This is a genomic window from Bradyrhizobium barranii subsp. apii (assembly GCF_011516635.5).
Taxonomy (GTDB): domain Bacteria; phylum Pseudomonadota; class Alphaproteobacteria; order Rhizobiales; family Xanthobacteraceae; genus Bradyrhizobium; species Bradyrhizobium barranii.
Genome location: NZ_CP096255.1, coordinates 8,345,995 through 8,368,355, shown reverse-complemented (window position 1 = coordinate 8,368,355; position 22,361 = coordinate 8,345,995). Strand labels below are relative to the sequence as shown.

General features: G+C 64.7%; 24 protein-coding genes and 1 pseudogene. 16 read left to right on the top strand and 9 right to left on the bottom strand.

Annotated features, from left to right (window positions below; genetic code table 11):
* Positions 1-92: 92 nt before the first annotated feature.
* The 8 genes from HAP41_RS40140 to HAP41_RS40105 all read left to right on the top strand — a co-directional run bounded on the left by HAP41_RS40140 (position 93) and on the right by HAP41_RS40105 (position 6,799).
* Positions 93-245, top strand: coding sequence for an aa3-type cytochrome c oxidase subunit IV (locus tag HAP41_RS40140; RefSeq protein WP_008136857.1), 153 nt, complete (start codon positions 93-95; stop codon positions 243-245).
* Between the two features lie 138 nt (positions 246-383).
* Positions 384-1,511, top strand: coding sequence for a Re/Si-specific NAD(P)(+) transhydrogenase subunit alpha (locus tag HAP41_RS40135; protein ID WP_135216418.1), 1,128 nt, complete (start codon positions 384-386; stop codon positions 1,509-1,511).
* Positions 1,512-1,522: 11 nt separating this feature from the next.
* Positions 1,523-1,840 (top strand): proton-translocating transhydrogenase family protein, encoded by a 318-nt coding sequence (locus tag HAP41_RS40130; RefSeq protein ID WP_166080018.1) that lies wholly within the window; start codon positions 1,523-1,525, stop codon positions 1,838-1,840.
* A gap of 39 nt (positions 1,841-1,879) precedes the next feature.
* On the top strand, positions 1,880-3,277 hold the full coding sequence (locus tag HAP41_RS40125) for an NAD(P)(+) transhydrogenase (Re/Si-specific) subunit beta (RefSeq protein WP_135216417.1): 1,398 nt from the start codon (positions 1,880-1,882) through the stop codon (positions 3,275-3,277).
* Positions 3,278-3,489: 212 nt separating this feature from the next.
* Positions 3,490-4,290 carry an alpha/beta hydrolase gene (locus HAP41_RS40120; protein WP_166080019.1) on the top strand — a complete coding sequence of 267 codons (801 nt, stop codon included), beginning with the start codon at positions 3,490-3,492 and terminating at the stop codon, positions 4,288-4,290.
* A gap of 60 nt (positions 4,291-4,350) precedes the next feature.
* On the top strand, positions 4,351-5,448 hold the full coding sequence (locus tag HAP41_RS40115; protein ID WP_166080020.1) for a calcium:cation antiporter: 1,098 nt from the start codon (positions 4,351-4,353) through the stop codon (positions 5,446-5,448).
* A gap of 13 nt (positions 5,449-5,461) precedes the next feature.
* Positions 5,462-5,746: a cupin domain-containing protein gene (locus tag HAP41_RS40110; RefSeq protein ID WP_038954861.1), complete on the top strand. Its 285-nt coding sequence runs from the start codon at positions 5,462-5,464 to the stop codon at positions 5,744-5,746.
* Positions 5,747-5,839: 93 nt separating this feature from the next.
* On the top strand, positions 5,840-6,799 hold the full coding sequence (locus HAP41_RS40105) for a hypothetical protein (protein ID WP_063981121.1): 960 nt from the start codon (positions 5,840-5,842) through the stop codon (positions 6,797-6,799).
* A gap of 86 nt (positions 6,800-6,885) precedes the next feature.
* On the opposite strand, the gene HAP41_RS40100 is transcribed toward HAP41_RS40105, so the two are convergent.
* Together HAP41_RS40100 and rpsU are read right to left on the bottom strand one after the other, a co-directional pair.
* Positions 6,886-7,539, bottom strand: coding sequence for a tetratricopeptide repeat protein (locus HAP41_RS40100; RefSeq protein ID WP_166080021.1), 654 nt, complete (start codon positions 7,537-7,539; stop codon positions 6,886-6,888).
* A 144-nt stretch (positions 7,540-7,683) separates the two neighbouring features.
* Positions 7,684-7,980 (bottom strand): 30S ribosomal protein S21, encoded by a 297-nt coding sequence (rpsU, locus tag HAP41_RS40095; protein WP_014492442.1) that lies wholly within the window; start codon positions 7,978-7,980, stop codon positions 7,684-7,686.
* Positions 7,981-8,243: 263 nt separating this feature from the next.
* Here rpsU and aqpZ point away from each other — a divergent pair, with 263 nt between their 5' ends.
* The gene (gene aqpZ, locus HAP41_RS40090) at positions 8,244-8,966 is read left to right on the top strand and encodes an aquaporin Z (RefSeq protein WP_063981124.1); all 723 of its coding nucleotides are present in this window, start codon (positions 8,244-8,246) and stop codon (positions 8,964-8,966) included.
* Between the two features lie 36 nt (positions 8,967-9,002).
* Here the strand turns inward: aqpZ and HAP41_RS40085 are convergent.
* The 3 genes and pseudogenes from HAP41_RS40085 to HAP41_RS50815 form a co-directional block, all read right to left on the bottom strand.
* Positions 9,003-10,108 (bottom strand): annotated as a pseudogene (locus HAP41_RS40085) (5-(carboxyamino)imidazole ribonucleotide synthase).
* Positions 10,105-10,593: a 5-(carboxyamino)imidazole ribonucleotide mutase gene (gene purE, locus HAP41_RS40080; RefSeq protein ID WP_071909766.1), complete on the bottom strand. Its 489-nt coding sequence runs from the start codon at positions 10,591-10,593 to the stop codon at positions 10,105-10,107. The pseudogene HAP41_RS40085 and the gene purE overlap by 4 nt, the downstream one beginning before the upstream one ends.
* 92 nt (positions 10,594-10,685) lie before the next feature.
* Positions 10,686-10,841, bottom strand: a complete 156-nt coding sequence (locus HAP41_RS50815) for a hypothetical protein (RefSeq protein ID WP_414643353.1) — start codon at positions 10,839-10,841, stop codon at positions 10,686-10,688.
* A 50-nt stretch (positions 10,842-10,891) separates the two neighbouring features.
* Here HAP41_RS50815 and HAP41_RS40075 point away from each other — a divergent pair, with 50 nt between their 5' ends.
* The gene (locus tag HAP41_RS40075) at positions 10,892-11,443 is read left to right on the top strand and encodes a GGDEF domain-containing protein (protein WP_414643352.1); all 552 of its coding nucleotides are present in this window, start codon (positions 10,892-10,894) and stop codon (positions 11,441-11,443) included.
* 62 nt (positions 11,444-11,505) lie between these two features.
* On the opposite strand, the gene HAP41_RS40070 is transcribed toward HAP41_RS40075, so the two are convergent.
* The 3 genes from HAP41_RS40070 to HAP41_RS40060 form a co-directional block, all read right to left on the bottom strand.
* The gene (locus tag HAP41_RS40070) at positions 11,506-11,757 is read right to left on the bottom strand and encodes a hypothetical protein (protein WP_063981128.1); all 252 of its coding nucleotides are present in this window, start codon (positions 11,755-11,757) and stop codon (positions 11,506-11,508) included.
* A gap of 21 nt (positions 11,758-11,778) precedes the next feature.
* Positions 11,779-11,997 carry a hypothetical protein gene (locus HAP41_RS40065; protein WP_014492449.1) on the bottom strand — a complete coding sequence of 73 codons (219 nt, stop codon included), beginning with the start codon at positions 11,995-11,997 and terminating at the stop codon, positions 11,779-11,781.
* Positions 11,998-12,123: 126 nt separating this feature from the next.
* The gene (locus HAP41_RS40060; protein WP_063986093.1) at positions 12,124-12,330 is read right to left on the bottom strand and encodes a YdcH family protein; all 207 of its coding nucleotides are present in this window, start codon (positions 12,328-12,330) and stop codon (positions 12,124-12,126) included.
* Positions 12,331-12,659: 329 nt separating this feature from the next.
* Between HAP41_RS40060 and HAP41_RS40055 the strand changes: the two genes are divergently transcribed.
* Both HAP41_RS40055 and HAP41_RS40050 read left to right on the top strand, forming a co-directional pair.
* Positions 12,660-12,842, top strand: coding sequence for a YdcH family protein (locus HAP41_RS40055; RefSeq protein ID WP_008131172.1), 183 nt, complete (start codon positions 12,660-12,662; stop codon positions 12,840-12,842).
* Between the two features lie 230 nt (positions 12,843-13,072).
* Positions 13,073-14,407: an IS5 family transposase gene (locus HAP41_RS40050; protein ID WP_085398139.1), complete on the top strand. Its 1,335-nt coding sequence runs from the start codon at positions 13,073-13,075 to the stop codon at positions 14,405-14,407.
* A gap of 120 nt (positions 14,408-14,527) precedes the next feature.
* On the opposite strand, the gene HAP41_RS40045 is transcribed toward HAP41_RS40050, so the two are convergent.
* On the bottom strand, positions 14,528-15,631 hold the full coding sequence (locus HAP41_RS40045; RefSeq protein WP_166080023.1) for an NAD(P)/FAD-dependent oxidoreductase: 1,104 nt from the start codon (positions 15,629-15,631) through the stop codon (positions 14,528-14,530).
* A gap of 202 nt (positions 15,632-15,833) precedes the next feature.
* On the opposite strand from HAP41_RS40045, the gene HAP41_RS40040 reads away from it, so the two are divergent.
* From HAP41_RS40040 to HAP41_RS40025, 4 genes are all read left to right on the top strand, one after another.
* Positions 15,834-18,512, top strand: coding sequence for a sensor domain-containing protein (locus tag HAP41_RS40040; RefSeq protein WP_166080024.1), 2,679 nt, complete (start codon positions 15,834-15,836; stop codon positions 18,510-18,512).
* 136 nt (positions 18,513-18,648) lie between these two features.
* Positions 18,649-20,109, top strand: coding sequence for a glycerol-3-phosphate dehydrogenase (locus HAP41_RS40035; RefSeq protein WP_166080025.1), 1,461 nt, complete (start codon positions 18,649-18,651; stop codon positions 20,107-20,109).
* A gap of 179 nt (positions 20,110-20,288) precedes the next feature.
* Entirely contained in the window at positions 20,289-21,446 is a 1,158-nt protein-coding gene (locus HAP41_RS40030) for an ABC transporter ATP-binding protein (RefSeq protein WP_166080026.1), read from the top strand.
* A complete protein-coding gene (locus tag HAP41_RS40025) occupies positions 21,443-22,357 on the top strand; it encodes an ABC transporter permease (RefSeq protein ID WP_166080027.1) in 915 nt (304 codons plus the stop codon). Before HAP41_RS40030 ends, HAP41_RS40025 begins: the two co-directional genes overlap by 4 nt.
* The last annotated feature ends 4 nt before the right edge of the window (positions 22,358-22,361 follow it).

Genomic DNA, 22,361 nt, shown 5'->3' with positions numbered 1-22,361 from the left:
TTTGCCCGAAAACCGGCCATCGGTGCCGTTGCCCTGCCCGAAGGTTTGCGGTATCCCAGCCCAAGAATTCGACTTTCGACTGGGGACAATACATGGCTGACCATAGCGAAGTGGCGTACACCACCGCCGACGGCAACGACTACGTTGCCCACGAGCAGACCTATGAGGGCTTCATCAAGCTGGTGAAGTACGGCACGGCCTCGGTCGCGCTCATCGTAATCCTGATGGCGATCTTCCTGACCTGACCTATCGGCAGCTGCACACGCCAGCAGCAGCTGCCGCCTACAAAATTTGCATCCAAGCCGGTCCCAAAACCGGTATCGAACGCTGCGGGAGTAACGCTTAAGTTTGCGCGCGCGCTGTCCCGCGTCGCCGGAGGGCCTATGAAGATCGCCGTTGCCAAGGAAATCGATCCGTCGGAGCCGCGTGTTGCCGCTTCGCCTGATACGGTGAAGAAGTTCAAGGCGTTGGGCGCCGAGATCGCCGTCGAGCCGGGCGCCGGCCTCAAATCGGGGCTGCCGGATTCCGAATTCACCGCCGTGGGCGCCACCGTCAGCGCCGATGCGCTGAAGGACGCCGACATCATCATCAAGGTGAAGCGTCCCGAAGCCTCCGAGCTCGCGCAGTACAAGCGCGGTGCGCTCGTCATCGCCATCATGGACCCCTACGGCAACGAGGCCGCGCTGAAGACGATCGCCGATTCCGGCGTCTCCGCCTTCGCGATGGAACTGATGCCGCGCATCACCCGTGCGCAGGTGATGGACGTGCTGTCGTCGCAGGCGAACCTTGCCGGCTACCGCGCCGTGATCGAGGGGGCCGAGGCCTTCGGCCGTGCCTTCCCGATGATGATGACCGCCGCCGGCACCGTGCCCGCCGCAAAGGTGTTCGTGATGGGCGTCGGCGTTGCCGGCCTGCAGGCGATCGCGACCGCGCGCCGTCTCGGCGCGATCGTCACCGCGACCGACGTGCGGCCCGCAACGAAAGAGCAGGTGGAATCGCTCGGTGCGAAGTTCCTCGCCGTCGAGGACGAGGAGTTCAAGAACGCGCAGACCGCCGGCGGCTACGCCAAGGAAATGTCCAAGGAATACCAGGCCAAGCAGGCCGCGCTCACCGCCGAGCACATCAAGAAGCAGGACATCGTCATCACCACTGCGCTCATTCCGGGCCGGCCGGCGCCGAAGCTCATCAGTGCTGAAATGGTCAAGTCGATGAAGCCGGGGTCGGTGCTGGTCGATCTCGCCGTCGAGCGCGGCGGCAATGTCGAGGGCGCAAGGCCGGGCGAGGTCGCCGACGTCGATGGCATCAAGATCGTCGGCTACACCAACGTCGCCGGTCGTGTCGCAGCCTCGGCCTCCAGCCTCTACGCGCGCAATTTGTTCAATTTCATCGAGACCATGATCGACAAGGGCAGCAAAGCCCTTGCCGTGAATTGGGACGACGAACTCGTGAAGGCGACTGCGCTGACCAAGGACGGCGTCGTGATCCACCCGAACTTCCAGCCGAAGGTTTAAGGAGAGCCGCCATGGAGCATGCAGCACAGGTCGTCGACCCCTTCATCTTCCGGCTGTCGATCTTCGTCCTCGCCGTCTTCGTCGGTTATTTCGTGGTGTGGTCGGTGACGCCGGCGCTGCACACGCCGCTGATGAGCGTGACCAACGCGATCTCCTCGGTGATCGTGGTCGGCGCGCTGCTCGCCGGCGGCGTCGCCAATGTCTCGAGCGGCTCGGGCTGGGCACGCGCCTTCGGCTTCGTCGCGCTGATCCTCGCCTGCATCAACATCTTCGGCGGCTTCCTTGTCACCCAGCGCATGCTGGCGATGTACAAGAAGAAGTCGAAGTAAGCGGCCACCTCGGGCTGATGGGATCAATGGGGACCTGAGATGAGCGCCAACCTCTCTGCATTTTTGTATCTCGTGGCGGGAGTGCTGTTCATCCTGTCGCTACGCGGGCTGTCGAGCCCGGCTTCGTCGCGCCAGGGCAATCTGTTCGGCATGATCGGCATGGCGATCGCGGTCGCCACCACGCTCGCCAACCATCCGCCGGCAGACGGCCTCGCCTGGGTGCTCGTCATCGTCGGCATCGCCATCGGTGCCGCGATCGGTGCGGTGATTGCCCGCCGCGTGCCGATGACCTCGATGCCCGAACTGGTCGCCGCCTTCCACTCGCTGGTCGGCATGGCCGCGGTGCTGGTCGCCGCCGGCGCGTTCTACGCGCCGGAAGCCTTCGACATCGGCACCCCCGGCAACATCCATCCGCAGAGCCTGGTCGAGATGTCGCTCGGCGTCGCCATCGGCGCGCTGACCTTCACCGGCTCGGTGATCGCGTTCCTGAAGCTGTCCGCGCGCATGAGCGGCGCGCCGATCATCCTGCCGTTCCGCCACGTCATCAATATCGTGCTTGCAGTTCTGCTCGTCGTCTTCATCGTCGGGCTGGTGATGTCGGGCAGCGCGCTGGACTTCTGGCTGATCGTCATCATCGCGCTGGCGCTCGGCGTGCTCATGATCATCCCGATCGGCGGCGCCGACATGCCGGTCGTGATCTCGATGCTGAACTCCTATTCCGGCTGGGCCGCGGCTGGCATCGGCTTCACGCTGGGCAATTCCGCGCTGATCATCACCGGCGCGCTGGTCGGCTCGTCCGGTGCGATCCTGTCCTACATCATGTGCCACGCGATGAACCGGTCCTTCATCTCGGTCATCCTCGGCGGCTTCGGCGGCGAGACCGCGGCGGCCGGCGCTGGCGGCGGCGAGCAGAAGCCCGCCAAGCTCGGCTCGGCCGACGACGCCGCCTTCATCATGAAGAACGCGCAGAAGGTCATCATCGTGCCCGGCTACGGCATGGCGGTGGCGCAGGCCCAGCACGCGCTGCGCGAAATGGGCGACATCCTGAAGAAGGAAGGCGTCGAGGTGAAGTACGCCATTCATCCGGTCGCGGGCCGCATGCCCGGGCACATGAACGTGCTGCTCGCCGAAGCCAACGTCCCCTACGACGAGGTGTTCGAGCTCGAGGACATCAACTCCGAATTCGCGCAGGCCGACATCGCCTTCGTGATCGGCGCCAACGACGTCACCAATCCGGCGGCCGAAGAGGACAAGACCTCGCCGATCTACGGCATGCCCGTGCTCCAGGTCTGGAAGGCCGGCACCGTGATGTTCATCAAGCGCTCGCTCGCCTCGGGCTATGCCGGTATCGACAATCCGCTGTTCTATCGCGACAACACCATGATGCTGCTCGGTGACGCCAAGAAGGTCACCGAGAACATCGTCAAGGCGATGTAGGGCGGGTAGGCGAGCGGACCGTGGCCCTGAACAAGGAGTGGCACCGGTCCCATCGCATGCCACCGACGGCGACACGCGAGCAGCGTGTCGCATGGCACGCCGCCCATGCGGCGGCGTGCGGCTGCCGCGAGATTCCCTTGAGCATCCGGCCGGACGTCCTCAAACTGCTCACGAGCCGCCGCAAATCCTGAACTCCGGAATGGCGGGCCGCGATGACATTACTGAAATGGACCGCCACCATCCTCGCGGCCGGCTACCTCGCCGGTCTCGTCCTGTTGTTTGCCAAACAGCGCGCCATGCTGTTTCCGATTCCGACGGCCGAGCGCACGGCGCCTGCCGCCGCGGGACTTCCAGACGCCGAAGAGCATGTCCTGACGACGTCTGACGGCGAGAAGGTCATCGTCTGGCACGTGCCGCCAAAGCCTGGCCGTGCCGTGGTGCTGTTCTTCCACGGCAACGCCGATTCTCTGGCCGGCCTTGCCGGCCACTTCAAGGCGATCACGGCTGACGGCACCGGTCTCGTCGCGCTGTCCTATCGCGGCTATTCGGGCTCCAGCGGCGCGCCGGGCGAAGATGGCCTGCTGCGCGATGGCGCGGCCGCGTACGCGTTCGCGGTGGCGCGCTATGACGCCCGGCGCCTCGTCGCCTGGGGCTTCTCGCTCGGGACTGGCGTTGCGGTCGCCGTCGCCTCCGAACATCCGGTCGGGAAGCTGATCCTCGAGGCGCCCTATTCGTCGATCGCCGACGTCGCCGCCGCGCATTTCTGGTTCGCTCCGGTTCGCCTCCTGATCCGCGACCCCTTCCACTCGGATGAGCGCATCGCACGCGTCACGGCTCCGCTCCTGATCATGCATGGCGCGCAGGACCAGACCATCCCGATCGCATTCGGCGAGAAATTGTTTGCGCTGGCCCGCGAGCCGAAGCAGTTCGTCCGCATTCCCGGCGGCGGGCACGACGATCTCGGCAGCTTTGGCGCCATCGAGATCGCACGAAACTTCATCAATGGGTCCTGAGGGCTGACGGATGCGATCTTCTCGCGCATAATCGGTCTCCCATTTGAAGGAATCGCCCGCATGAGCGCACACGGACCGATGCCGCGGTCGTCCTGGATCTTCCCCGCTCTGGCGGTGCTGCTGTTCCTGATCGTGACCGCGACCGGCTACAGCTTTACGCTAACGGCGGGCGGAGCCCTGTTCGCGATCGTGCTCCTGGTGATCCTGTTCGGCACCGTGTTCGCGGCCGTTCATCATTCCGAGGTGATCGCGGAGCGCATCGGCGAGCCCTACGGCACGCTGCTGCTGACGCTGGCGGTGACCATCATCGAGGTCGCACTGATCACCACGATCATGCTGGGCGACAAGCCGGCTCCGGAGCTCGCCCGCGATACCGTGTTCGCCGTCGTGATGATCGTCTGCAACGGCCTCGTCGGCCTCTGCGTCTTCATCGGCGGCATGCGCTATCGCGAGCAGGGCTTTCAGGTCTCGGGCGCCAACGTCTATCTCAGCGTGCTGATTGCGATGGCAACCATCACCCTGATCATGCCCAACTACACGCTGACGACGCCGGGCCCGATCTATTCGACGCTCCAGCTCGGCTTCGTCGATCTCGCAACGATCGTGCTCTACGGCGTGTTCCTCTACACCCAGACCGTCCTGCACAAGGACTACTTCGTCCACGAGAGGGCGGACGGCGAGGGCGGCGAGGCGCATTTGTCGGGCAGAATGCTGGTGCTCAGCATCGTGCTGCTGCTGATCTCGCTGCTGGCGGTCGTCCTCCTCGCCAAGAAGTTCTCGCTGGTGGTGGACGCGGTCGCCGTTCAGATCGGCGCCCCGCCGGCGTTCGCGGGCCTCCTCGTCGCCCTCCTGATCCTGATGCCGGAGGGTGTCTCGGCGATTGCGGCGGCGCGCAAGAACGACCTCCAGAAGAGCATCAACCTGGCGCTCGGGTCCTCGCTCGCAACCATCGGCCTGACCATTCCGGCGGTCGGGATCGCCACCTACCTGCTCGACCAGCCGCTCGTGCTGGGCCTGAACCCGGCGAGCACCGCACTCCTGTTCCTGACATTCTTGTTGAGCATGCTGACCTTCGGCACCGGCAGGACCAATGTCCTGTTCGGGCTGGTCCATATGGTGGTATTTGCCGTCTACGTGTTCATGGTTTTCGTGCCGTAGAAGGAAATGCCCGATGCTTGCCGCCAAATCCGAGGTTCAGATCGACAACGAGCAGGTCCGGGTGACCGAGTGGCGGCTCGCCCCGGGCAGCGCGACCGGGCATCACACCCACGGCATGGACTATGTCATTGTTCCCGTCGTCGCCGGCGAGATGACCATCGTGGCGCCCGGCGGCGAGCGTTCCAAGGCGCAGCTCGCGGCCGGAAAATCTTACTTTCGCAAGGCCGGCGTCCAACACGACGTACTTAACGAAACCTCAACCGAGATCGTGTTCCTTGAGATCGAGCTGAAGCCGTAAGGCGGGCGAACCCTTTGCCATCGATCCGTCGCAGTTGATCCCTTACAATGCCCCAAAGTTCCCGCATCTGATCGCGCGGGGAGTGGCCGAGAAATGCTGAAATACCTCGCTAAAATCTCGATGGATATTCTCCCCTCGGTGCTCGCGACGATCATCGGGGCGTACATCGTTAACCACTACATCAACGCCAAGCCGGCGGCCGATGCCCCCGCGGCCGTGGTAGCGCCTGCCGATGCCGGCAAGAGCGGCAAGCCCTCCGATGTGGCCAACCTCCCGGCGCCCGGCGTCAAGGCCAAAGGCGTCTCCGAGAAGAGCGTGACCGACAAGGCGGCGGCCGAGAAGCCGGCCGACAAATCCGGCGAACACCCGGCCGAGACCAAGGCCGCGGACGTTGCTCCCGCCGAGGCCGGCCCGCGCGGCCGCAACCCGGCGCGTGAGAAGGCGGCCGCCAAGTCCGCTCCGGCTGTCACGGCTCCCGCCACCACCCCGGTGGTCGAGGCCAATTCGGCACCGGCGTCCCCGGCTGCGACGCCCGACGCCAACGATCTCGCGCGCGCCGCGATCGAGCGCCTGCGCAAGTCGCCTGAGGGCAAGGCCGCCGAGGCCAGATCTTCCGAAACCAAGTCTTCCGAGAGCAAGCCTTCCGAAGCCCGGCCGGCTGAAACCAAGTCGGTCGAGAGATCGCCGGAGCCTGCGGTTCGGGAAGCCTCCCGCACCCCGGAAGCCCCGCGCGTCATTCCTGCTGAGCCGTCCGCGCTCCGTCCGCTGCCGCCGCCGATCACGGTGTCGACGCCTTCGTCCGAAGCCTATGGCAATGGCGGCGCGTCGCCGGTCAATCCGCCCTACACCGCCTCGATCGGCAACGACGATCCGAACCGGATGACGCCGCCGGCCGACATTCCGGTGCCGGTGATCGCGCCGCCACTCGACCTGCGTGCCGATGCCGGCGCGACCATGCCGCGGCCGAAGAAGACCAATGTCGCCGACGAGATGCTGTCGGGCATGAAGTCGATGTTCCACTCCGTCCTGCCGAAGAGCGCCACCCCCGATTAAGGCGGTGGCTGAGAGCGTCTTCGAGCGACGTGGACACCGCTTCGCGTGAAGAAAACGCGTCAAAACGAGCAGCTCTAGCCGCGCTGTCAGCCGCCGACGCGGGCGAGACCGCTGCGGGCGGTATCGTCGCGTGGACGTAGCGCGACCGCCTTGTTGTAGGATGTGGCCGCCTTGGCCTTGTCACCCAGCCGCTCATAGGCCTGTCCGCGCGTGGTCCACACCTGCGCGTTGTGCGGATCGACCTCGGAGGCCTCATCGAGATCGGCCGCCGCTTCCTTGACCTTGCCGAGGGCGAGATAGCTGATGGCGCGGCCGAGCAACGGCTCGACCTTTTGCGGATTGAGCCCGTTGGCGGCGCTGAAATCGGCGATGGCGAAATTATGCTCGTTGTTGCCCTGATAGATCAGGGCGCGACCATAAAGTGCCTGTGCGTTGTAGGGATCGAGTGCGACGGCCCGGTTGAACTCGTCCAGCGCGCCAGCCGTCTCCCCCGCCTTTGCCAGGGTCTGGCCTTTTGCGGTGTGAGCCTGGGCCTCGCTGACATTGCCGGCGCTGACCGCGCTGTCGGCGGCCGTCGCAGCCGCCTTGGGCGCCTCCTGCGGCTTCTCCTTCTCGGGCATCATGGAGCCGAGGTCGAAGGAGCAGCCGCACAGCACGATCCCCATCAAGCCGAGCGCGAACGGCTGTCGCCAGATCTGGCGCAGCCGCGCCAAGCGGCGTTCGGGGAAAGGGGAGGCCATCTACGGTTCGCTCGCGCTGGTGCCGCATCGGTAGTGCCCCCGTCCCAGAGAACGCACCGCTCACAAAACAATAACGCGGGCCAAGGGCCCGTGTCATCGAAAACTGAAGTCTTGGAAAACTGAAGTCTTGCAAGTCAGGCGGAATCAGCGCGGTCCGCGCGGACCTGCACCCGGGCCGCTGCGGCCGCCACGATCACCGCCGGGACCGGCGCCGAACACCGGCTTCGGCTTCATCGGCAGCAGGCCTTCGCGCTGCAGCTTCTTGCGAGCCAGCTTGCGCGCGCGGCGCACGGCCTCGGCCTTTTCACGGGCCTTCTTCTCGGAGGGCTTCTCGTAATGACCGCGGAGCTTCATCTCGCGGAAAATTCCCTCGCGCTGCATCTTCTTCTTCAGCGCCTTGAGGGCTTGATCGACATTGTTATCGCGAACGAGAACCTGCACGCGGCATCCTCTTCAGTGGATCGGATTTGAATTCTGGTAAGTCAAAGGGGATGGCGAAACGCACAAGCCCTTAACCTTGAGGGCGCGGATGTATCAGACAAAACCCGCGATGTCCACCTGCCAAGCAGGTTTTCGGGCCAAGTTCAGCCATTAAATAAGGCGAAAATACCTCCGTGCGGCCCCGATTTGGGTGATTCGGCGCCAAGGGTGGGGCAGTTCCCGGAGCTTTGCTCCGGAAATCCTGGAATTAGGGGAGACGTCACATGGATATGAAGAAATACGCTGCCGAGGCGATCGGCACATTCTGGCTCACATTCGCAGGCTGCGGCAGCGCGGTGATCGCCGCCGGCTTTCCGCAGGTCGGAATCGGCCTGGTCGGCGTGTCCCTTGCGTTCGGCTTAAGCGTCGTCACCATGGCCTATGCGATCGGGCACATCTCGGGCTGCCACCTCAACCCGGCCGTCACCGTCGGGCTTGCCGCCGGAGGACGTTTCCCGGCAGGACAGATCCTGCCTTACGTGATCGCGCAGGTCTGCGGCGCGATCGTCGCCGCCCAGCTGCTTTACATAATCGCCAGCGGTGCTCCCGGATTCGACGTCAGCAAGGGTTTCGCATCGAACGGCTACGACGCGCATTCGCCCGGCCAGTACAGCCTGATCGCCTGCTTCGTCACCGAGGTGGTGATGACCATGATGTTCCTGTTCGTCATCATGGGCGCCACCCATGGCCGCGCGCCCGCGGGCTTCGCCCCGCTCGCGATCGGTCTCGCGCTGGTGATGATCCATCTCGTCAGCATCCCCGTCACCAACACGTCGGTGAACCCGGCGCGCAGCACGGGGCCCGCGCTGTTCGTCGGCGGCTGGGCGCTGTCGCAGCTCTGGCTGTTCTGGGTCGCACCGCTGATTGGCGGCGCGCTGGGCGGGGTGCTCTATCGCTGGCTCAGCGAGGAACCCTCAGGCGTCGTCGCGGGCGTGAAGACGGCCTGATCGAAAGGCGGGATCGCGGCATGTGCCGCGGTCCCGTTACTTGCCCCTCGTCGGCCTGACTTCGGTGACGTGGCCCATCTTGCGGCCGGGGCGCGGCGCGCCCTTGCCGTAGATATGCACGGTCGCGCCCGGCACGCTCAGCCACTTCTCGTAATCGTTGATCTCGTCGCCGATCAGATTGGTCATGGTGACGATTTCGCCGTGGCGCACGGCCTTGCCGAGCGACCAGCCGGCAATGGCGCGGATGTGCTGCTCGAACTGCGAGACCGAGGCGCCGTCGAGCGTCCAGTGTCCGGAATTGTGCACGCGCGGGGCGATCTCGTTGACCAGCACCTTCGGCCCGGTGCCGTTGGCGAGCACGAACATCTCGACCGCGAGCACGCCGACATAATCAAGCGCGCCGGCGATCTTGCCGGCGATGCTGCGCGCTTCTTCCGCGAGCGCATCCGAATCTGTGCGGGGGCGCGGGATATCTTCAGAATGTGGTCGCGGTGCTCGTTCTCGGTGACGTCGAAGCACTCGACCTGGCCCGTCGCCGAGCGCGCCGCAATCACGGAGATCTCGCGCTCGTACGGGATGAAGGCTTCCAGGATCGCCGATTTGGTGGCGAGGCTGGTCCAGACCTTGGCGATGTCGTCGCCCTCGCGGATGATGGCCTGGCCCTTGCCGTCATAGCCGAAGCGGCGGGTCTTCAGCACGGCCGGAAGGCCGATCCGGGCGATCGCCTCGCGCAGCGAGGAGACCGAGGTGACGTCGGCATAGGCTGCGGTGCCGATGCCGAGCCGCGTCACGAAATCCTTCTCGGCGAGCCGGTCCTGGGTGGTCTCGAGGATCTTGCGGTTGGGCAGCACCGGGCGGCGCGCGTCCAGCACCATCGCGGCGGCAGACGGCACGTTCTCGAATTCGTAGGTGATGACGTCGACGTCGTTGGCGAACAGCTCGAGCGCTTCGACGTCGGCATATTCGGCGCAGGTCGCGTTCAGCACGACGTCGAAGGCGGGCGAGTCCGGATCGGGCGAGAATACCTGGCAGCGCAGGCCGAGCCGCGCCGCAGCCATGGCCAGCATCCGCCCCAATTGTCCGCCGCCGAGGATTCCGATGGTGTCGCCGGGCTTCAGCTTCACCTGCTTTGCGTCAGTCACGCCTTGTCCTCCGGGCGCTCCGCAACCGCCTCGGTCTGTGCCTTGCGCCAGGCGGCGAGGCGGTCGGACAGGGCCGGGTCGGACAATGCGAGCACTGAAGCTGCAAGCAGCGCCGCGTTGATCGCGCCGGCCTTGCCGATGGCGAGGGTGCCGACCGGGATGCCCGCGGGCATCTGCACGATCGAGTAGAGCGAATCGATGCCCTTGAGTGTCCTGGATTCGACGGGAACGCCGAACACGGGCAGTTCCGTCAGCGCCGCCGCCATGCCGGGCAGATGCGCAGCGCCGCCCGCGCCGGCGATGATGACCTTGTAGCCCGCCGCCTTGGCGCCCTTGGCGAATGCAAACAGCCGGTCGGGGGTGCGGTGTGCCGAAACGATGCGGGTATCGGCGGCAACGCCGAGCGCTGCGAGCGTGTCGGCGGCATGCCGCATCGTCTCCCAGTCCGACTGGCTTCCCATGATGATGGCGATCGGCGCGGTCATGACGTCAATTGTGCTCGGAAAACAGAAAGATAGGCCAGATTAACGGTTCCGGCCGGTGGCTCGCAAGGCGGTGGCAAGGAGAAGGGAATGCACTATCCTGTCTTGGTGAATCCCCGCAAGCCTTCATTGAGCAGGATGCCCATGAAGAAACCAAAAAGGGCAAGCGCTGCGAAGGCCAAAAAGGGCCGGAAAGCCAGCGCCAGCCAGTCCAAAGCCGCCCCCAGGCGGCTGGCGAAGCGCTCGGCCAAGCCGGCGCGGCGCGTCGGCCGCCGACGACACCAGGGCGACTATCCGCAGCTTGCGGAGCAAGCTCAAGGAGGCGGAGCGGCGGGTCGCGGAACTGGAAGCTGCGGCCGACACCGATTTCCTGCTCGAGATTCCGAACCGGCGCGGCTTCGAGCGCGAACTCGCGCGCGCCATCGCCTACATGAAGCGCTACCGCGCCAGCGGCGCGCTGATCGTCCTCGACGTCGATCGCCTGAAGCCGATCAATGATTCCTTCGGCCATGCCGCCGGAGACGAGGTGCTCAAGGCGATTGCGGCCACCCTGACGCGGCAGGTCCGCGCCTCGGACGTGGTCGGCCGGCTTGGCGGCGACGAGTTCGCGCTGCTGCTCTGGAATCTCAGCGAGACCGACGCCAAGGCGAAGGCTGCGACCTTCGAGCAGGCGATCGACGAATTGTCGTTTGCCTTTCGCGGTCAGCGCGTGACCGCGGGCGCCTCCGCAGGTGTCGCGCTGCTGGGTGCGCAGTCCGATGCAGGTCGCGCGCTGGAGGAGGCTGATGCCGCCATGTATGTGCGCAAGGCGCACCGGCGGCACGAGCCGCTGATCAGGCTGGTCAGCAACTAGGGCACGATCTTCGCGACAAATGCGGACCGCGTTGCGCGAAGATCATGCTCAAGCAACAACCCTTACAGCGTGGCCAGATCTTCCGGCACGTTGCCGAATTTGCGCAGCAGCGTGGCGTCGCCGAATTCGCCGGTCATGGGATCGCCGCTGCGGCTGAACGCAACCGCGCCGATATGGCCGGCACCGTGCGCCAGGATCTCGGCGCGCCGCAACGCGGCCGCCGAGCTCTGGCACTCCTCCGCGGCGCCCGCAACAGGCGATCCGTCGGCATCGATCAGGAAGGGCATTGCAACGTAGTAGGTCACATCCGACATGGCGTTGCTCCGATGTTGAACTCAGGCGGCGCTGCTGTTGCTCCGCACTTTGCTGCGTGCGGTCTCGGGAATGCAGCCGGCTGAAATCGCCGCCTGTAATTCTTCCAGCTCTGCTTCCAGATATTCGTTGGCCATGATCAGCGCCTTGATGGTGCTGCGCAGATTGCCGTCGCACATTGCGATCGCCTGGTCGCAGGCCTGTTCATAATGGCTGTTGTCGAGAAGGGCGGTTGCCGACATCTGCGTTGTCCTCGGGGGTTCCTGGGCGTGTCCTGGGGCAGTGGGATACCCAAATGTTCCTATTTTGTTCTTTTCGAGTCAAGCGGATTCGGATGCGGCGAGCTGCCACGAAAAGGGCCTCGCGGATCAGGCGATGATGTCCGGCGTGATCTGGTCTTCGATGAACGCGATACGGTCGCGCAACAACAGCTTGCGCTTCTTCAACCGTTGTAACCGCAACAGGTCGGGGGCAGGCGATTGATGCATCGCATCGATCGCGGCGTCGAGATCTCGGTGTTCTTGCTGCAACCGGGTGAGCTCGGCTTCGAGCTCACGCTCGTCTTCATTGGTCATGTTCGCGGTGGCCGAAAACCCGATGGGCGTGAGATTCAAGGCTGTGGATGCCCTGTGGAAATTATCGTCCTTGCGCGCCGTGATCGCAAGCGATCTCGGGCCGCCGCTCACCGAACTCTCGCAAGATATTTCGACGATTCGTTGCGGCGTTGCGCAAGCACATTGATATCATGGATTTTTCCAGCGTGGTTCCTTACTCACGATTCGTTACATATGAATTTTCAAAAATGACGCTGCGACGACGGATACATATCGACAGAACGAATCGGTGATGTACACTTGTTTGTCCGGATCGAATCCAAGGTTTCCCCCTACCGAGGAGGTTTCGAATGACAATTCAGGCACATCTGGTTGAATTGGAACGGAAGCACAAAACGCTCGAAAACGAATTGCACGAAGCTCTCGTGCACCTTTCAACAGACGACCTGCAAATTGTTGAGTTGAAGCGACGGAAGTTGATGGTCAAGGACCAGATCGAGCGTTTGAAGCACACCGGCGACACGCTCCACTAGTAACCCCTGTAACAGTGTAGAGTTGAACTTACCCTTTCATGCAGGGGTGAGAGCTATTGCGTCGTCCGTGAAGAATGCGGATTGATCTGAGAAATAAGCAGAATTTGTCTTGATGTAGTATTCGATTTTGCAGGAAAGCGGGGTGTTGGACCTCGCTTTCTTGCGTTTTAGGATTTTGCTTTTGGGCGATTCGTGATTCCCTGACGGCGTCGTCGACATTGGGGAATGCGATGAGCAAGCCGAGGGATGATCGCCAGAAAGACCTGTTGCTTCCGGCGCTTGATCAGATCATCGACATGGGTCATCCGCTGGTGCGGTTGGCAGCGCTGATCGACTGGAACATCCTGAATGAGCGCTTCAGTTCAGTGTGCCAAGCAGGGTCGGGCCAGCCGGGCTTGCCGACGCGGCTAGTCGCCGGCCTGTTCATTTTGAAGCACATGCACAACCTGTCAGATGAGGTGCTGTGCGCTCGCTGGATCGAGAACCCCTATTACCAATACTTCTGCGGCGAATTGAGCTTCTGCCACCGTCTGCCGTTCGATCGATCGTCGATGACACGCTGGCGGCAGCGGCTCGGCGAGGAACAGCTCGTCGCCCTGATCCAGGAAAGTCTTTCAGTGGCGCACAAGACCGGCGCCATCGGTCCCAAGGACCTGGAACGGGTGGTCGTCGATACCACAGTGCAGCCCAAGGCGGTTGCACATCCGACCGACGCGCGGCTGCTGCATCGAGCAATCACCAAGCTGGTCGGGCTCGCCAAGCGCAACCGTGTGCCGCTACGCCAGAGCTATCTGCGCCTGGCCAAGCGCGCCGCCATCATGACCGGCCGCTATACCCACGCCCACCAGTTCAAACGCGCCCGGCGGCAGCTCAAGTTCCTGCGGACACGGCTTGGCCGGATCATCCGCGACATCCGCCGCAAGATTGATGGCGATACGGTGCTGGAAGCTCGCTTCGGCCCGTTGCTCGGTTTAGCGCAGCAGGTGCGCAGCCAGGATCAGCATCAGCGCGGTCCGAAGGTCTATGCGTTACATGCTCCGGAGGTTGAGTGCATCGGCAAAGGTAAAGCCCGCGCGCCCTACGAGTTCGGCTGCAAGGTCAGCATCGCCACCCCTGTGACGTCTCCGAAGGGCGGCCAGTTCGTGCTCCATGCCAAGGCCCTGCATGGCAATCCCTTCGATGGGCACACGCTCGGTCCCGTAATCGCCGACATGGAGAAGCTCACCGGGGTGGAGACTCGCCGTATCCACGTCGACAAAGGATATCGCGGTCACAACCACCCGCATCGGTTCAGGGTCTGGATCTCGGGTCAGGTCCGCCGCGTCACAGCTTCCATCCGTCGCGAGATGAAGCGTCGTGCGGCTGTCGAGCCTGTCATCGGCCACGTCAAGGCCGAGCACCGCATGGACAGAAATTATCTCAAGGGACGCCTCGGCGACCGCATCAACACTGTTCTCGCCGCCGCCGGCTATAACTTCGGTCTGCTGCTGCGATGGCTCGCAGAGCTCTTGCGTGTCATCATCCGAGCCTTCTTCGAGACCGTCCCGGCTCGAAACACCGCTTGAGCCGGGCGCCGCCGCCAGTTCTTCACGAACGACTATTGCGCTCATCCCTGCATGAAGGTGCGCAGCGTGCAAAGTTATTTGCGCGGCGCTTGGAGCCTTTCCGCTCCGATGGAAAATCCCCTAGATGCCTGCGAGCTCAGCGACGTGATCCGCGATCGCGAGCGATGACGTCAGTCCCGGCGATTCGATGCCGAACAGGTTGATCAGGCCTTCGACGCCGTGATCGCGCGGGCCTTGCATCAGAAAATCCTGCGTGGCCACCGCCGGCGGCACGATCTTTGGGCGAATGCCTGAATAGCTCGGCATCAGCGCGCCGTCGGGCAGTGTCGGCCAGTATTTCCGGATCGCCGGATAGAAGCGCTCGGCGCGTGATGGATCGACCTCGTAATTGATCGTCTCGATCCACTCGACGTCGGGGCCGAAGCGTGCCTGCCCGGCCATGTCCAGTGTCAGATGCACGCCGAGCCCGCCTGGCTCGGGCACCGGATAGATCAGGTGCGAGAACGGTGCCCTGGCGTTGCAGCTGAAATAGTTTCCCTTGGCGAGATATGCCGGCGGAATCCGGTCAATCGGCATGCCGTCGATGTGGCGTGCGACCGTTGTCGCCGAGAGCCCGGCGGCGTTGACGAGCAGGCCGCATTGCAGCGTCATCGGCGCTTCGCCGCCGGCCTCGATCTCGATCACATCGCCGGCTGCCTTGGCGCGGATCAGCGGGGTGTGAAACGCAAAGGCCGCGCCGGCCGCCTCGGCCTCGCCGCGCAGCGAGAGCATGTAGGCGTGGCTGTCGATGATGCCGGTCGATGGCGAGAGCAGCGCGGCATCGCAGGCGAGCGCCGGCTCCAGCGCGCGCGCGGCCTCGCCGGTGAGCAGCTGCATGTCGAGCACGCCATTGGCCTCGGCATGCGCCTTGATCGATTGCAGCTTCTCGGTCTCCTTGGCGCTGGTCGCGACGATCAGCTTGCCGCAGTTCTTGTGCGGGATGCCGCGCTCGCCGCAGTAGCGGTACAGCTCGTGCTTGCCGCTGACGCACATGCGCGCCATCCAGCTGCCGGCGCGGTAATAGATCCCGGCATGGATCACCTCGCTGTTGCGCGAGGAGGTGATGGTGCCGATGGCCTCGGCTTCCTCGAGCACGATCACCTCGCGCCCGGCCTGGGCAAGCTTTCGAGCCACCGCGAGCCCGACCACGCCGGCTCCGATGACGACGCAGTCAACCCTATCCATGGTTGTGCAGTGTATCCATTGAAAGCATCGGTGGCATCAGGCTTGAGAACCACGGCACCGGGCCGTTTTCCATTAAGGAAGCATTTATCATGTCAGGGCAATTGCCGTATTTGGCGTCACATTTTTCTGTTGCGCGTACAGGCGTTTACCCGATCCAAACCCGTGAAGCCAGACAATCCGACGTTGAAAGCGCGGGTGGCTGATGGCTGAGAAGAACTGGCACGTGGGCAGCACGCTTCCGATTGCTGTGCAGGCCGTCGTGTGCCTGGGCAGCGCGGTCGCGCCTGCGCGCGCCTTTGCGCTCTCGGACAGCTTCGCGCCGCCAGGCAAGCTCGATCCCAATTTGGTCTGGGAAGCGCTGATCGGCGGCATCGTCGTCTGTGCGTTCCTGGCCGCCATCGCGCTGTGGATCCATTCCTCGCTGCGCCGCACCAAGCGCTTGCAGCTGCGGCGCAACGCCTTCGTCTCCTCCGCCATGAACAATCTCAACCAGGGCGTGGTGATGACGGATGCGCAACGACGCATCATGTTCTGCAACGACCGCTATCTCGAGATCTACGGCCTGGCGCGCTCGGATCTTTGGACCGGGATGACCGGCTACGACATCCTCGAACTCAGGCGCAAGCGCGACGTCCTCGGCGGTGTCTCCGACGATGAGTTCTACGAGATGGCGGCGAGCCCCAACGGCCTGATCACCGAACTGCCTGATGGCCGCGCCATCCTGGTGAAATATTTCGTGTTGCCGAACGGCGGCTCGGTCGCGACGCATCTGGACGTCAGCGATCAGCGCAAGCTGTCACGGCAGCTCGCCTCCACCAAGCAATTCCTGGAATCCGTGCTGGACCACGTGCCGGCCTGCGTCGCCGCGAAGAACATCGAGGACGGTCGCTACATCTTCGCCAACAGCGCCTATGAACGGTTCTGGGGGTTCTCGCGCGACCACGCCGTCGGCAAGAATGCGCGGGAGCTGTTCGCGCCCATCTCGACGGCCAGCATCGAGGCGGCCGACAAGGCGGCACTGAATTCGCCGGACGGCCAGTTCCGCAATGAATTCGAGGTCGACCGCGCCGGTGAACGGCGCATGGTTGCCTCGATCCGGATCGTGGTCCGCGACGAGAGCAACAAGCCCGAATTCCTGATGCTCGTGTTCGAGGATATCACCGACCGCCGCTCGCTGTCGCAGGAGCTGGAGAGCACGAAGAAGTTCCTGGAGCTTGTGGTCGACAACATTCCGGTGGCGCTGATCGTGGAGCAGGTCAAGGACGGCCGCTACCTGCTCGCCAATCGCAGCGCGGAGACGATCCTCAACCGCCGGCGCGAGGAGGCCACGGGCCTGACCGCCTCCGACATCTTCAATCCCAAGGAAGCCAAGCTGATCATCGCGCGCGACGAGGCCGCGATCAAGAAGCGCGGGATGATTACCGAGGAGCACCCGATCTCCACCAAGGACGGCCTGCGGCTGTTCCTGACCCGCCGCGCCACGGTGCTGAGCGATGCCGGCGAGCCGCAATATCTGATCAAGACCCACGAAGACGTCACCGATCGCCGGCAGACCGAGTCGCGCATGGCGCACATGGCTTATCACGACGGCCTGACCGATCTGCCGAACCGCGCCGCCTTCCTCCAGGCGCTGACCCAGATGATCGAGGCCTGCGAAGGCACCAGCGAGGAGTTCGCCGTGCTCTGCCTCGACCTCGACGGCCTCAAGGAGGTCAACGACGTCTTCGGTCATGCGCTCGGCGACAAGCTGTTGATCGAGGTGGCCCAGCGGCTTCAGGATTCCGCGCGCGGCGGCGTGGTGGCGCGCCTGTCCGGCGACGAGTTCGGCCTCATCATCGACGGCAAGCAGCCGGAGGCGGGCCTTGCGCTGGCGCAGCAGCTCGGCGAGGCCGTTGCCCAGGAATTTCAGATCGACGGCCGGGCGGTCCGCGCCGGCGTCACCACCGGCATGTCGATCTTCCCGCATAATGGTGCCGACGGCGCATCGCTGCTGGCCAATGCCGGCGCGGCGCTGTTCCGCGCCAAGCAGAAGTCGCGCGGCACGATCGGCCTTTACCAGCCAGAGATGGACCAGCAGATCCGCGACCGCCGCGTGCTGCACCAGGACCTGTCGAAAGCGATCAAGAACGGCGAATTGTCGCTCGCGTTCCAGCCGCAGGGCATCGCGCGCCACAGCGTCGCCGAGAGCGAGATTATCGGCTTCGAAGCGCTGGCGCGCTGGCAGCATCCGGTGCGCGGCCAGGTCTCGCCGGCCGAGTTCATCCCGATCGCGGAGGAGAGCGGCCTGATCGTCGAGATGGGCGAGTGGATCCTGCGCGAGGCCTGCCGCGAGGCGGCGTCCTGGCCGAAGCCGCTCCAGGTCGCGGTCAATTTGTCGCCGGCGCAGTTCATGCACGGCGACGTGGTCGGGTTGGTCCATTCAATCCTGATCGAGACGGGCCTCGCACCCGGCCGGCTCGAGCTGGAAATCACCGAGGGCGTGCTGATCGAGGACTTTGATCGGGGTCTTGCATTGCTGCGCCGGCTGAAGGCGCTCGGCGTGCGCATCTCCATGGATGATTTCGGCAGCGGTTACTCTTCGCTGAGCTATCTCCAGGCGTTCCCGTTCGACAAGATCAAGATCGACCGCGCCTTCATCATGAATCTCGGCCGCAACCCGCAATCGGCGGCTATCGTCCGCGCCGTGATCGATCTCGGCCACGGCCTCGAAATGTCGATCATCGCCGAGGGCGTCGAGACCCTCGATCAGCTCGTCTTTCTTGCCAAGGAGGGCTGCGACGGCGTGCAGGGCTACCTGCTCGGCAAGCCGCTGCCGATCGGCAAATATGCCGGCCTCGTCGGCCGCGCCGAGACCATGGAGCTTGCGCTGAAGACCGGCTAGAGCGTTATCGAGCCAAGCGGATACCGGTTCGCGCAAAGAAAACGCGTCAAAACAAGAATCCAAAGCCTCGTTCCGATTTCATCGGAATGGAAATGGCTCTAGTGATGGCGGGCGCTAGCTCCCATTCGACGGCTTCATGGCGGATTACGACCTTGCGATCATCGGCGGTGGCCTGAACGGTGTCAGCCTCGCCCGCGATGCGGCCGGCCGCGGCCTGCGGGTCATTCTGCTGGAGCAGGGCGATCTCGGCGGCGCGGCGTCATCCGCGACGCCACGGCTGATCCATGGCGATCTGTCGGTGCTGGAACGCCGCGGTTTTCGGCGGGTGCGCCGGGCGTTGGCCGAGCGCCGGACGTGGCTTGCCATCGCGCCGCATCTGGTCCGGCCGATGCGCTTCGTGATCCCGGCCCATTCCGAGGAGCGTCCACCCTGGCTGCTGCGCGCCGGCTTATACCTCTATGACGGCCTCACCGGTCGGAGCGGCCTGCCTGCCGCGACCACCCTCGACATCACGCATCATCCGGTCGGCAACGCGCTGAAGCGCCCGTTCGGAACGGCTTTCGAATATTCGGACTGCGTCGTCGATGATTCCCGCCTGGTGGTGCTGACGGCGCTGGACGCCGCCGAACGCGGCGCTGCGATCCGGACCGGGGCGCGCTGTGTCCGCGCCGATCGAACCGACACATGGCGCCTCGCGGTGGTCGATCGTGGCCATCGCCGCGTGGTCACGGCCCGGGCGCTGGCCAATGCCACCGGCGGCTGGACGTCGATCGTCGCAGAGACCGTGCTGCGCCAGCCGCAGCCTGCCATGGCGGCCATGCAGATGAGCCAGATCATCGTGCCGCGGCTGTTCGAGTCCGATAACGTCTACGTCTTCCAAAACAGCGATGGGCGGCTGATCTTCGCGAGCCCCCTTGAGCGCGATTTCACGCTGATCGGCACGGTCACCCGTGATTTCACCGGTGATCCCGCGATCGTGGCGATGCCTGGGGCCGACGTCAGCTATCTCTGCGAGGCGGCCAGTCGCTATTTCCGCGAGCGCGTCGCGCCCACCGACGTGGTGCGCGCGGTCTCCGGCGTCAACCTGACGCTGGCGTCCGTGCGGCGGCGCGACGGGACGACGCTGTTCCACGCGCGCCGGCGCAAGGCGCCGCTGATCACGATGTTCGGCGGCGACGTCACCACCTCGCGCCTGCGCGCCGAGCGCGCGGTGACGAGGCTGACGCCGTTCTATCCGATGTCGCCGCCCTGGACCGCCGCCGCCGCGTTGCCCGGCGGAGACTTTGCCTGGGATCGTTTCGACACTGAAGTCGACCTCGCCCGCGACCGCTGGCGCTTTCTCGGCGAGCCGCAGGCCCAGCGTCTGGTCGCGGCCTACGGCTCACGCTTGCCGGCCGTGCTCGGCGAGGCGAAGACGCGCGAAGAGTTGGGTCCGGCCTTCGGTCCCGAACTGACCGGCGCCGAGGTGCGCTATCTCATGAGCCATGAATGGGCGCGCTTCCCCGAGGATATTCTGTGGCGGCGCTCGAAGCTCGGCCTGACGATGCCCGCGGCGGATCGCGACGCGCTGGCCGCGTTCATGGCGAGTGTGAGCTAGTGGCGTAGCCCGGATGGAGCGAAGCGCAATCCGGGAAAGTCTCACCACCGATGGACCGTCCCGGATTACGCTTGCGCTCCATCCGGGCTACGGGACTGCAGTGGAAGTTACCCCCTGAACCGGTTGAGCTGGGAACGATCGGCCGCTAGCGTGCGGCGGAATCGGGGTTGGCAGGGACCATGACGGACGAATTGCCCAAGATAGACGCCGGCGCGGATGCGCTTCCCGTAGCGGGGCAGCCGTTGCTGCACATCGAGGGCGTCGCCAAGACGTTCGGGACGTTCCGGGCCGTGGACGGCGTGTCGCTCGACATCAAGGCCGGCGAGTTCTTTGCGCTGCTCGGGCCCAGCGGCTGCGGCAAGACCACGCTGCTGCGCATGCTCGCCGGGTTCGAGGCGCCGGACGAGGGGCGCATCCTGCTCGGCGGCCGGGACATCGCGCTGGCGCTGCCGCATGAACGCCCGATCAACATGATGTTCCAGAACTACGCGCTGTTTCCGCATCTCTCCGTGCGCGACAACATCGCCTTCGGCCTGAAGCGGGCCGGCATGGCGCGCGCCGACATCGCCACGCGCGTGGCGGAAATGTTTGCGCTGGTGAAGCTCGAGGGGCTGGAGAAGCGAAAGCCCGACCAGCTCTCCGGCGGTCAGCGTCAGCGCGTGGCGCTGGCGCGTGCATTGGCGCGCCGGCCGCAGCTTCTGCTGCTCGACGAGCCGCTCGCGGCGCTCGACAAGAAGCTGCGCGAGAGCACGCAAGGCGAGCTGATGGAGCTGCAGCGCCGGCTCGGCATGACCTTCATCATCGTCACCCACGACCAGGAGGAAGCCATGACGATGGCGAGCCGGATCGGCGTGATGAGGGCCGGGAAGCTCGCCCAGGTCGCGAGCCCCCGCGAGCTTTACGAGGCGCCGCGCTCGCGATGGATCGCGGAGTTCGTCGGCGACATCAATCTGTTCGACGGCGAGTCCAAATTGCGCGACGGCCATCGTCTGATCATCGGCACGCGCGATGCGGGTGCGCTGGTGGTGGCCGAGCCGCGCGAAGGCGTCGGCGCGGGGAAATTGTCGGTCGCGATCCGCCCCGAGAAGGTCAAGCTCTCGCGCCGCGGGCCGGTGAGCGAGGCCGGTCGTGAGACGGCGATCAACAGCCTGGACGGCGTGGTCGCCGACATCTGCTATCTCGGCGGCACCACCACCTTCAAGGTGAAGCTCGATGCCGGCGGAATCTTGCAGGCGTCGGTCCCCAACAGCGCGCGCCTCGACGTCGACGCCTACAGCCTGAACCAGCGTGTCGTTGCATGGTTCACGCCCGACGACTGCGTGGTGCTGCAATCATGAGCGGGCGCCGCATCTTCGCAAGGCCGGCGCGCTTTGCCGCGATCGCGCCCTATGTCTGGATGGTGCTGTTCTTCCTGGTGCCGTTCGGCTTCGTGCTCAAGATCAGCCTGTCGCAGACGGCGATCGCGCAGCCGCCCTATGAGCCGGTGTTCGACCTGATGGCGGGATGGGAGGCGCTCAAGGCAGCGTTCGCTGCGCTGTCGATCGACAATTTCAAGCTGCTCGCCTCAGACGACATCTACGTGTTCGCCTATGTGCGCAGCCTCACCGTCGCCGTCACCGCGACTGCGCTGTTGCTCGTGATCGGCTATCCCATCGCCTACGGCATGGCGCGGTTGCCGAAGCGCTGGCAAGCGGTGGCGATGGTGCTGGTGATCGTCCCGTTCTGGACCTCGTTCCTGATCCGCATCTATGCCTGGATCAACATCCTCCAGCACGACGGCCTGCTGAACCAGATCCTGCTCGCGCTGCATCTGGTCAGCCAGCCGGTGGTGTGGCTCTCGACCGACACCGCGATGTATATCGGCATCGTTTATTCCTATCTGCCGTTCATGATCCTGCCGCTCTACGCCACGCTCGCGAAAATGGAGCCGGTGCTGGAGGAGGCGGCCTCTGATCTCGGCGCGCCGCCCTGGCAGGTGTTCTGGCTCGTCACCTTCCCGCTGTCGCTGCCCGGCGTTGGGGCGGGCGTGCTGCTGTGCTTCATCCCCATCGTGGGCGAGTTCGTGATCCCGGACCTTCTGGCCGGCTCCAATTCGCTGATGATCGGCCAGACCCTGTGGCTCGAATTCTTCACCAACAAGGATTGGCCTGTCGCCTCCGCGGCGGCGATCGTGCTGCTGGTGGTGCTGCTGGTGCCGCTGCTGCTGTACGAGCGGCTGCAGAAGCGGCAGCTGGAACAGGGGCGCTGAAGCG

Excerpts from the sequence above, each read along its gene's own strand:
- HAP41_RS40140 (WP_008136857.1), top strand. The coding sequence starts at position 93 with ATGGCTGACCATAGCGAAGTGGCGTACACCACCGCCGACGGCAACGAC.
- HAP41_RS40135 (WP_135216418.1), top strand. The coding sequence starts at position 384 with ATGAAGATCGCCGTTGCCAAGGAAATCGATCCGTCGGAGCCGCGTGTT.
- HAP41_RS40130 (WP_166080018.1), top strand. The coding sequence starts at position 1,523 with ATGGAGCATGCAGCACAGGTCGTCGACCCCTTCATCTTCCGGCTGTCG.
- HAP41_RS40125 (WP_135216417.1), top strand. The coding sequence starts at position 1,880 with ATGAGCGCCAACCTCTCTGCATTTTTGTATCTCGTGGCGGGAGTGCTG.
- HAP41_RS40120 (WP_166080019.1), top strand. The coding sequence starts at position 3,490 with ATGACATTACTGAAATGGACCGCCACCATCCTCGCGGCCGGCTACCTC.
- HAP41_RS40115 (WP_166080020.1), top strand. The coding sequence starts at position 4,351 with ATGAGCGCACACGGACCGATGCCGCGGTCGTCCTGGATCTTCCCCGCT.
- HAP41_RS40110 (WP_038954861.1), top strand. The coding sequence starts at position 5,462 with ATGCTTGCCGCCAAATCCGAGGTTCAGATCGACAACGAGCAGGTCCGG.
- HAP41_RS40105 (WP_063981121.1), top strand. The coding sequence starts at position 5,840 with ATGCTGAAATACCTCGCTAAAATCTCGATGGATATTCTCCCCTCGGTG.
- HAP41_RS40100 (WP_166080021.1), bottom strand. The coding sequence starts at position 7,539 with ATGGCCTCCCCTTTCCCCGAACGCCGCTTGGCGCGGCTGCGCCAGATC.
- aqpZ (WP_063981124.1), top strand. The coding sequence starts at position 8,244 with ATGGATATGAAGAAATACGCTGCCGAGGCGATCGGCACATTCTGGCTC.
- purE (WP_071909766.1), bottom strand. The coding sequence starts at position 10,593 with ATGACCGCGCCGATCGCCATCATCATGGGAAGCCAGTCGGACTGGGAG.
- HAP41_RS40070 (WP_063981128.1), bottom strand. The coding sequence starts at position 11,757 with ATGTCGGATGTGACCTACTACGTTGCAATGCCCTTCCTGATCGATGCC.
- HAP41_RS40065 (WP_014492449.1), bottom strand. The coding sequence starts at position 11,997 with ATGTCGGCAACCGCCCTTCTCGACAACAGCCATTATGAACAGGCCTGC.
- HAP41_RS40060 (WP_063986093.1), bottom strand. The coding sequence starts at position 12,330 with ATGACCAATGAAGACGAGCGTGAGCTCGAAGCCGAGCTCACCCGGTTG.
- HAP41_RS40055 (WP_008131172.1), top strand. The coding sequence starts at position 12,660 with ATGACAATTCAGGCACATCTGGTTGAATTGGAACGGAAGCACAAAACG.
- HAP41_RS40050 (WP_085398139.1), top strand. The coding sequence starts at position 13,073 with ATGAGCAAGCCGAGGGATGATCGCCAGAAAGACCTGTTGCTTCCGGCG.
- HAP41_RS40045 (WP_166080023.1), bottom strand. The coding sequence starts at position 15,631 with ATGGATAGGGTTGACTGCGTCGTCATCGGAGCCGGCGTGGTCGGGCTC.
- HAP41_RS40040 (WP_166080024.1), top strand. The coding sequence starts at position 15,834 with ATGGCTGAGAAGAACTGGCACGTGGGCAGCACGCTTCCGATTGCTGTG.
- HAP41_RS40035 (WP_166080025.1), top strand. The coding sequence starts at position 18,649 with ATGGCGGATTACGACCTTGCGATCATCGGCGGTGGCCTGAACGGTGTC.
- HAP41_RS40030 (WP_166080026.1), top strand. The coding sequence starts at position 20,289 with ATGACGGACGAATTGCCCAAGATAGACGCCGGCGCGGATGCGCTTCCC.
- HAP41_RS40025 (WP_166080027.1), top strand. The coding sequence starts at position 21,443 with ATGAGCGGGCGCCGCATCTTCGCAAGGCCGGCGCGCTTTGCCGCGATC.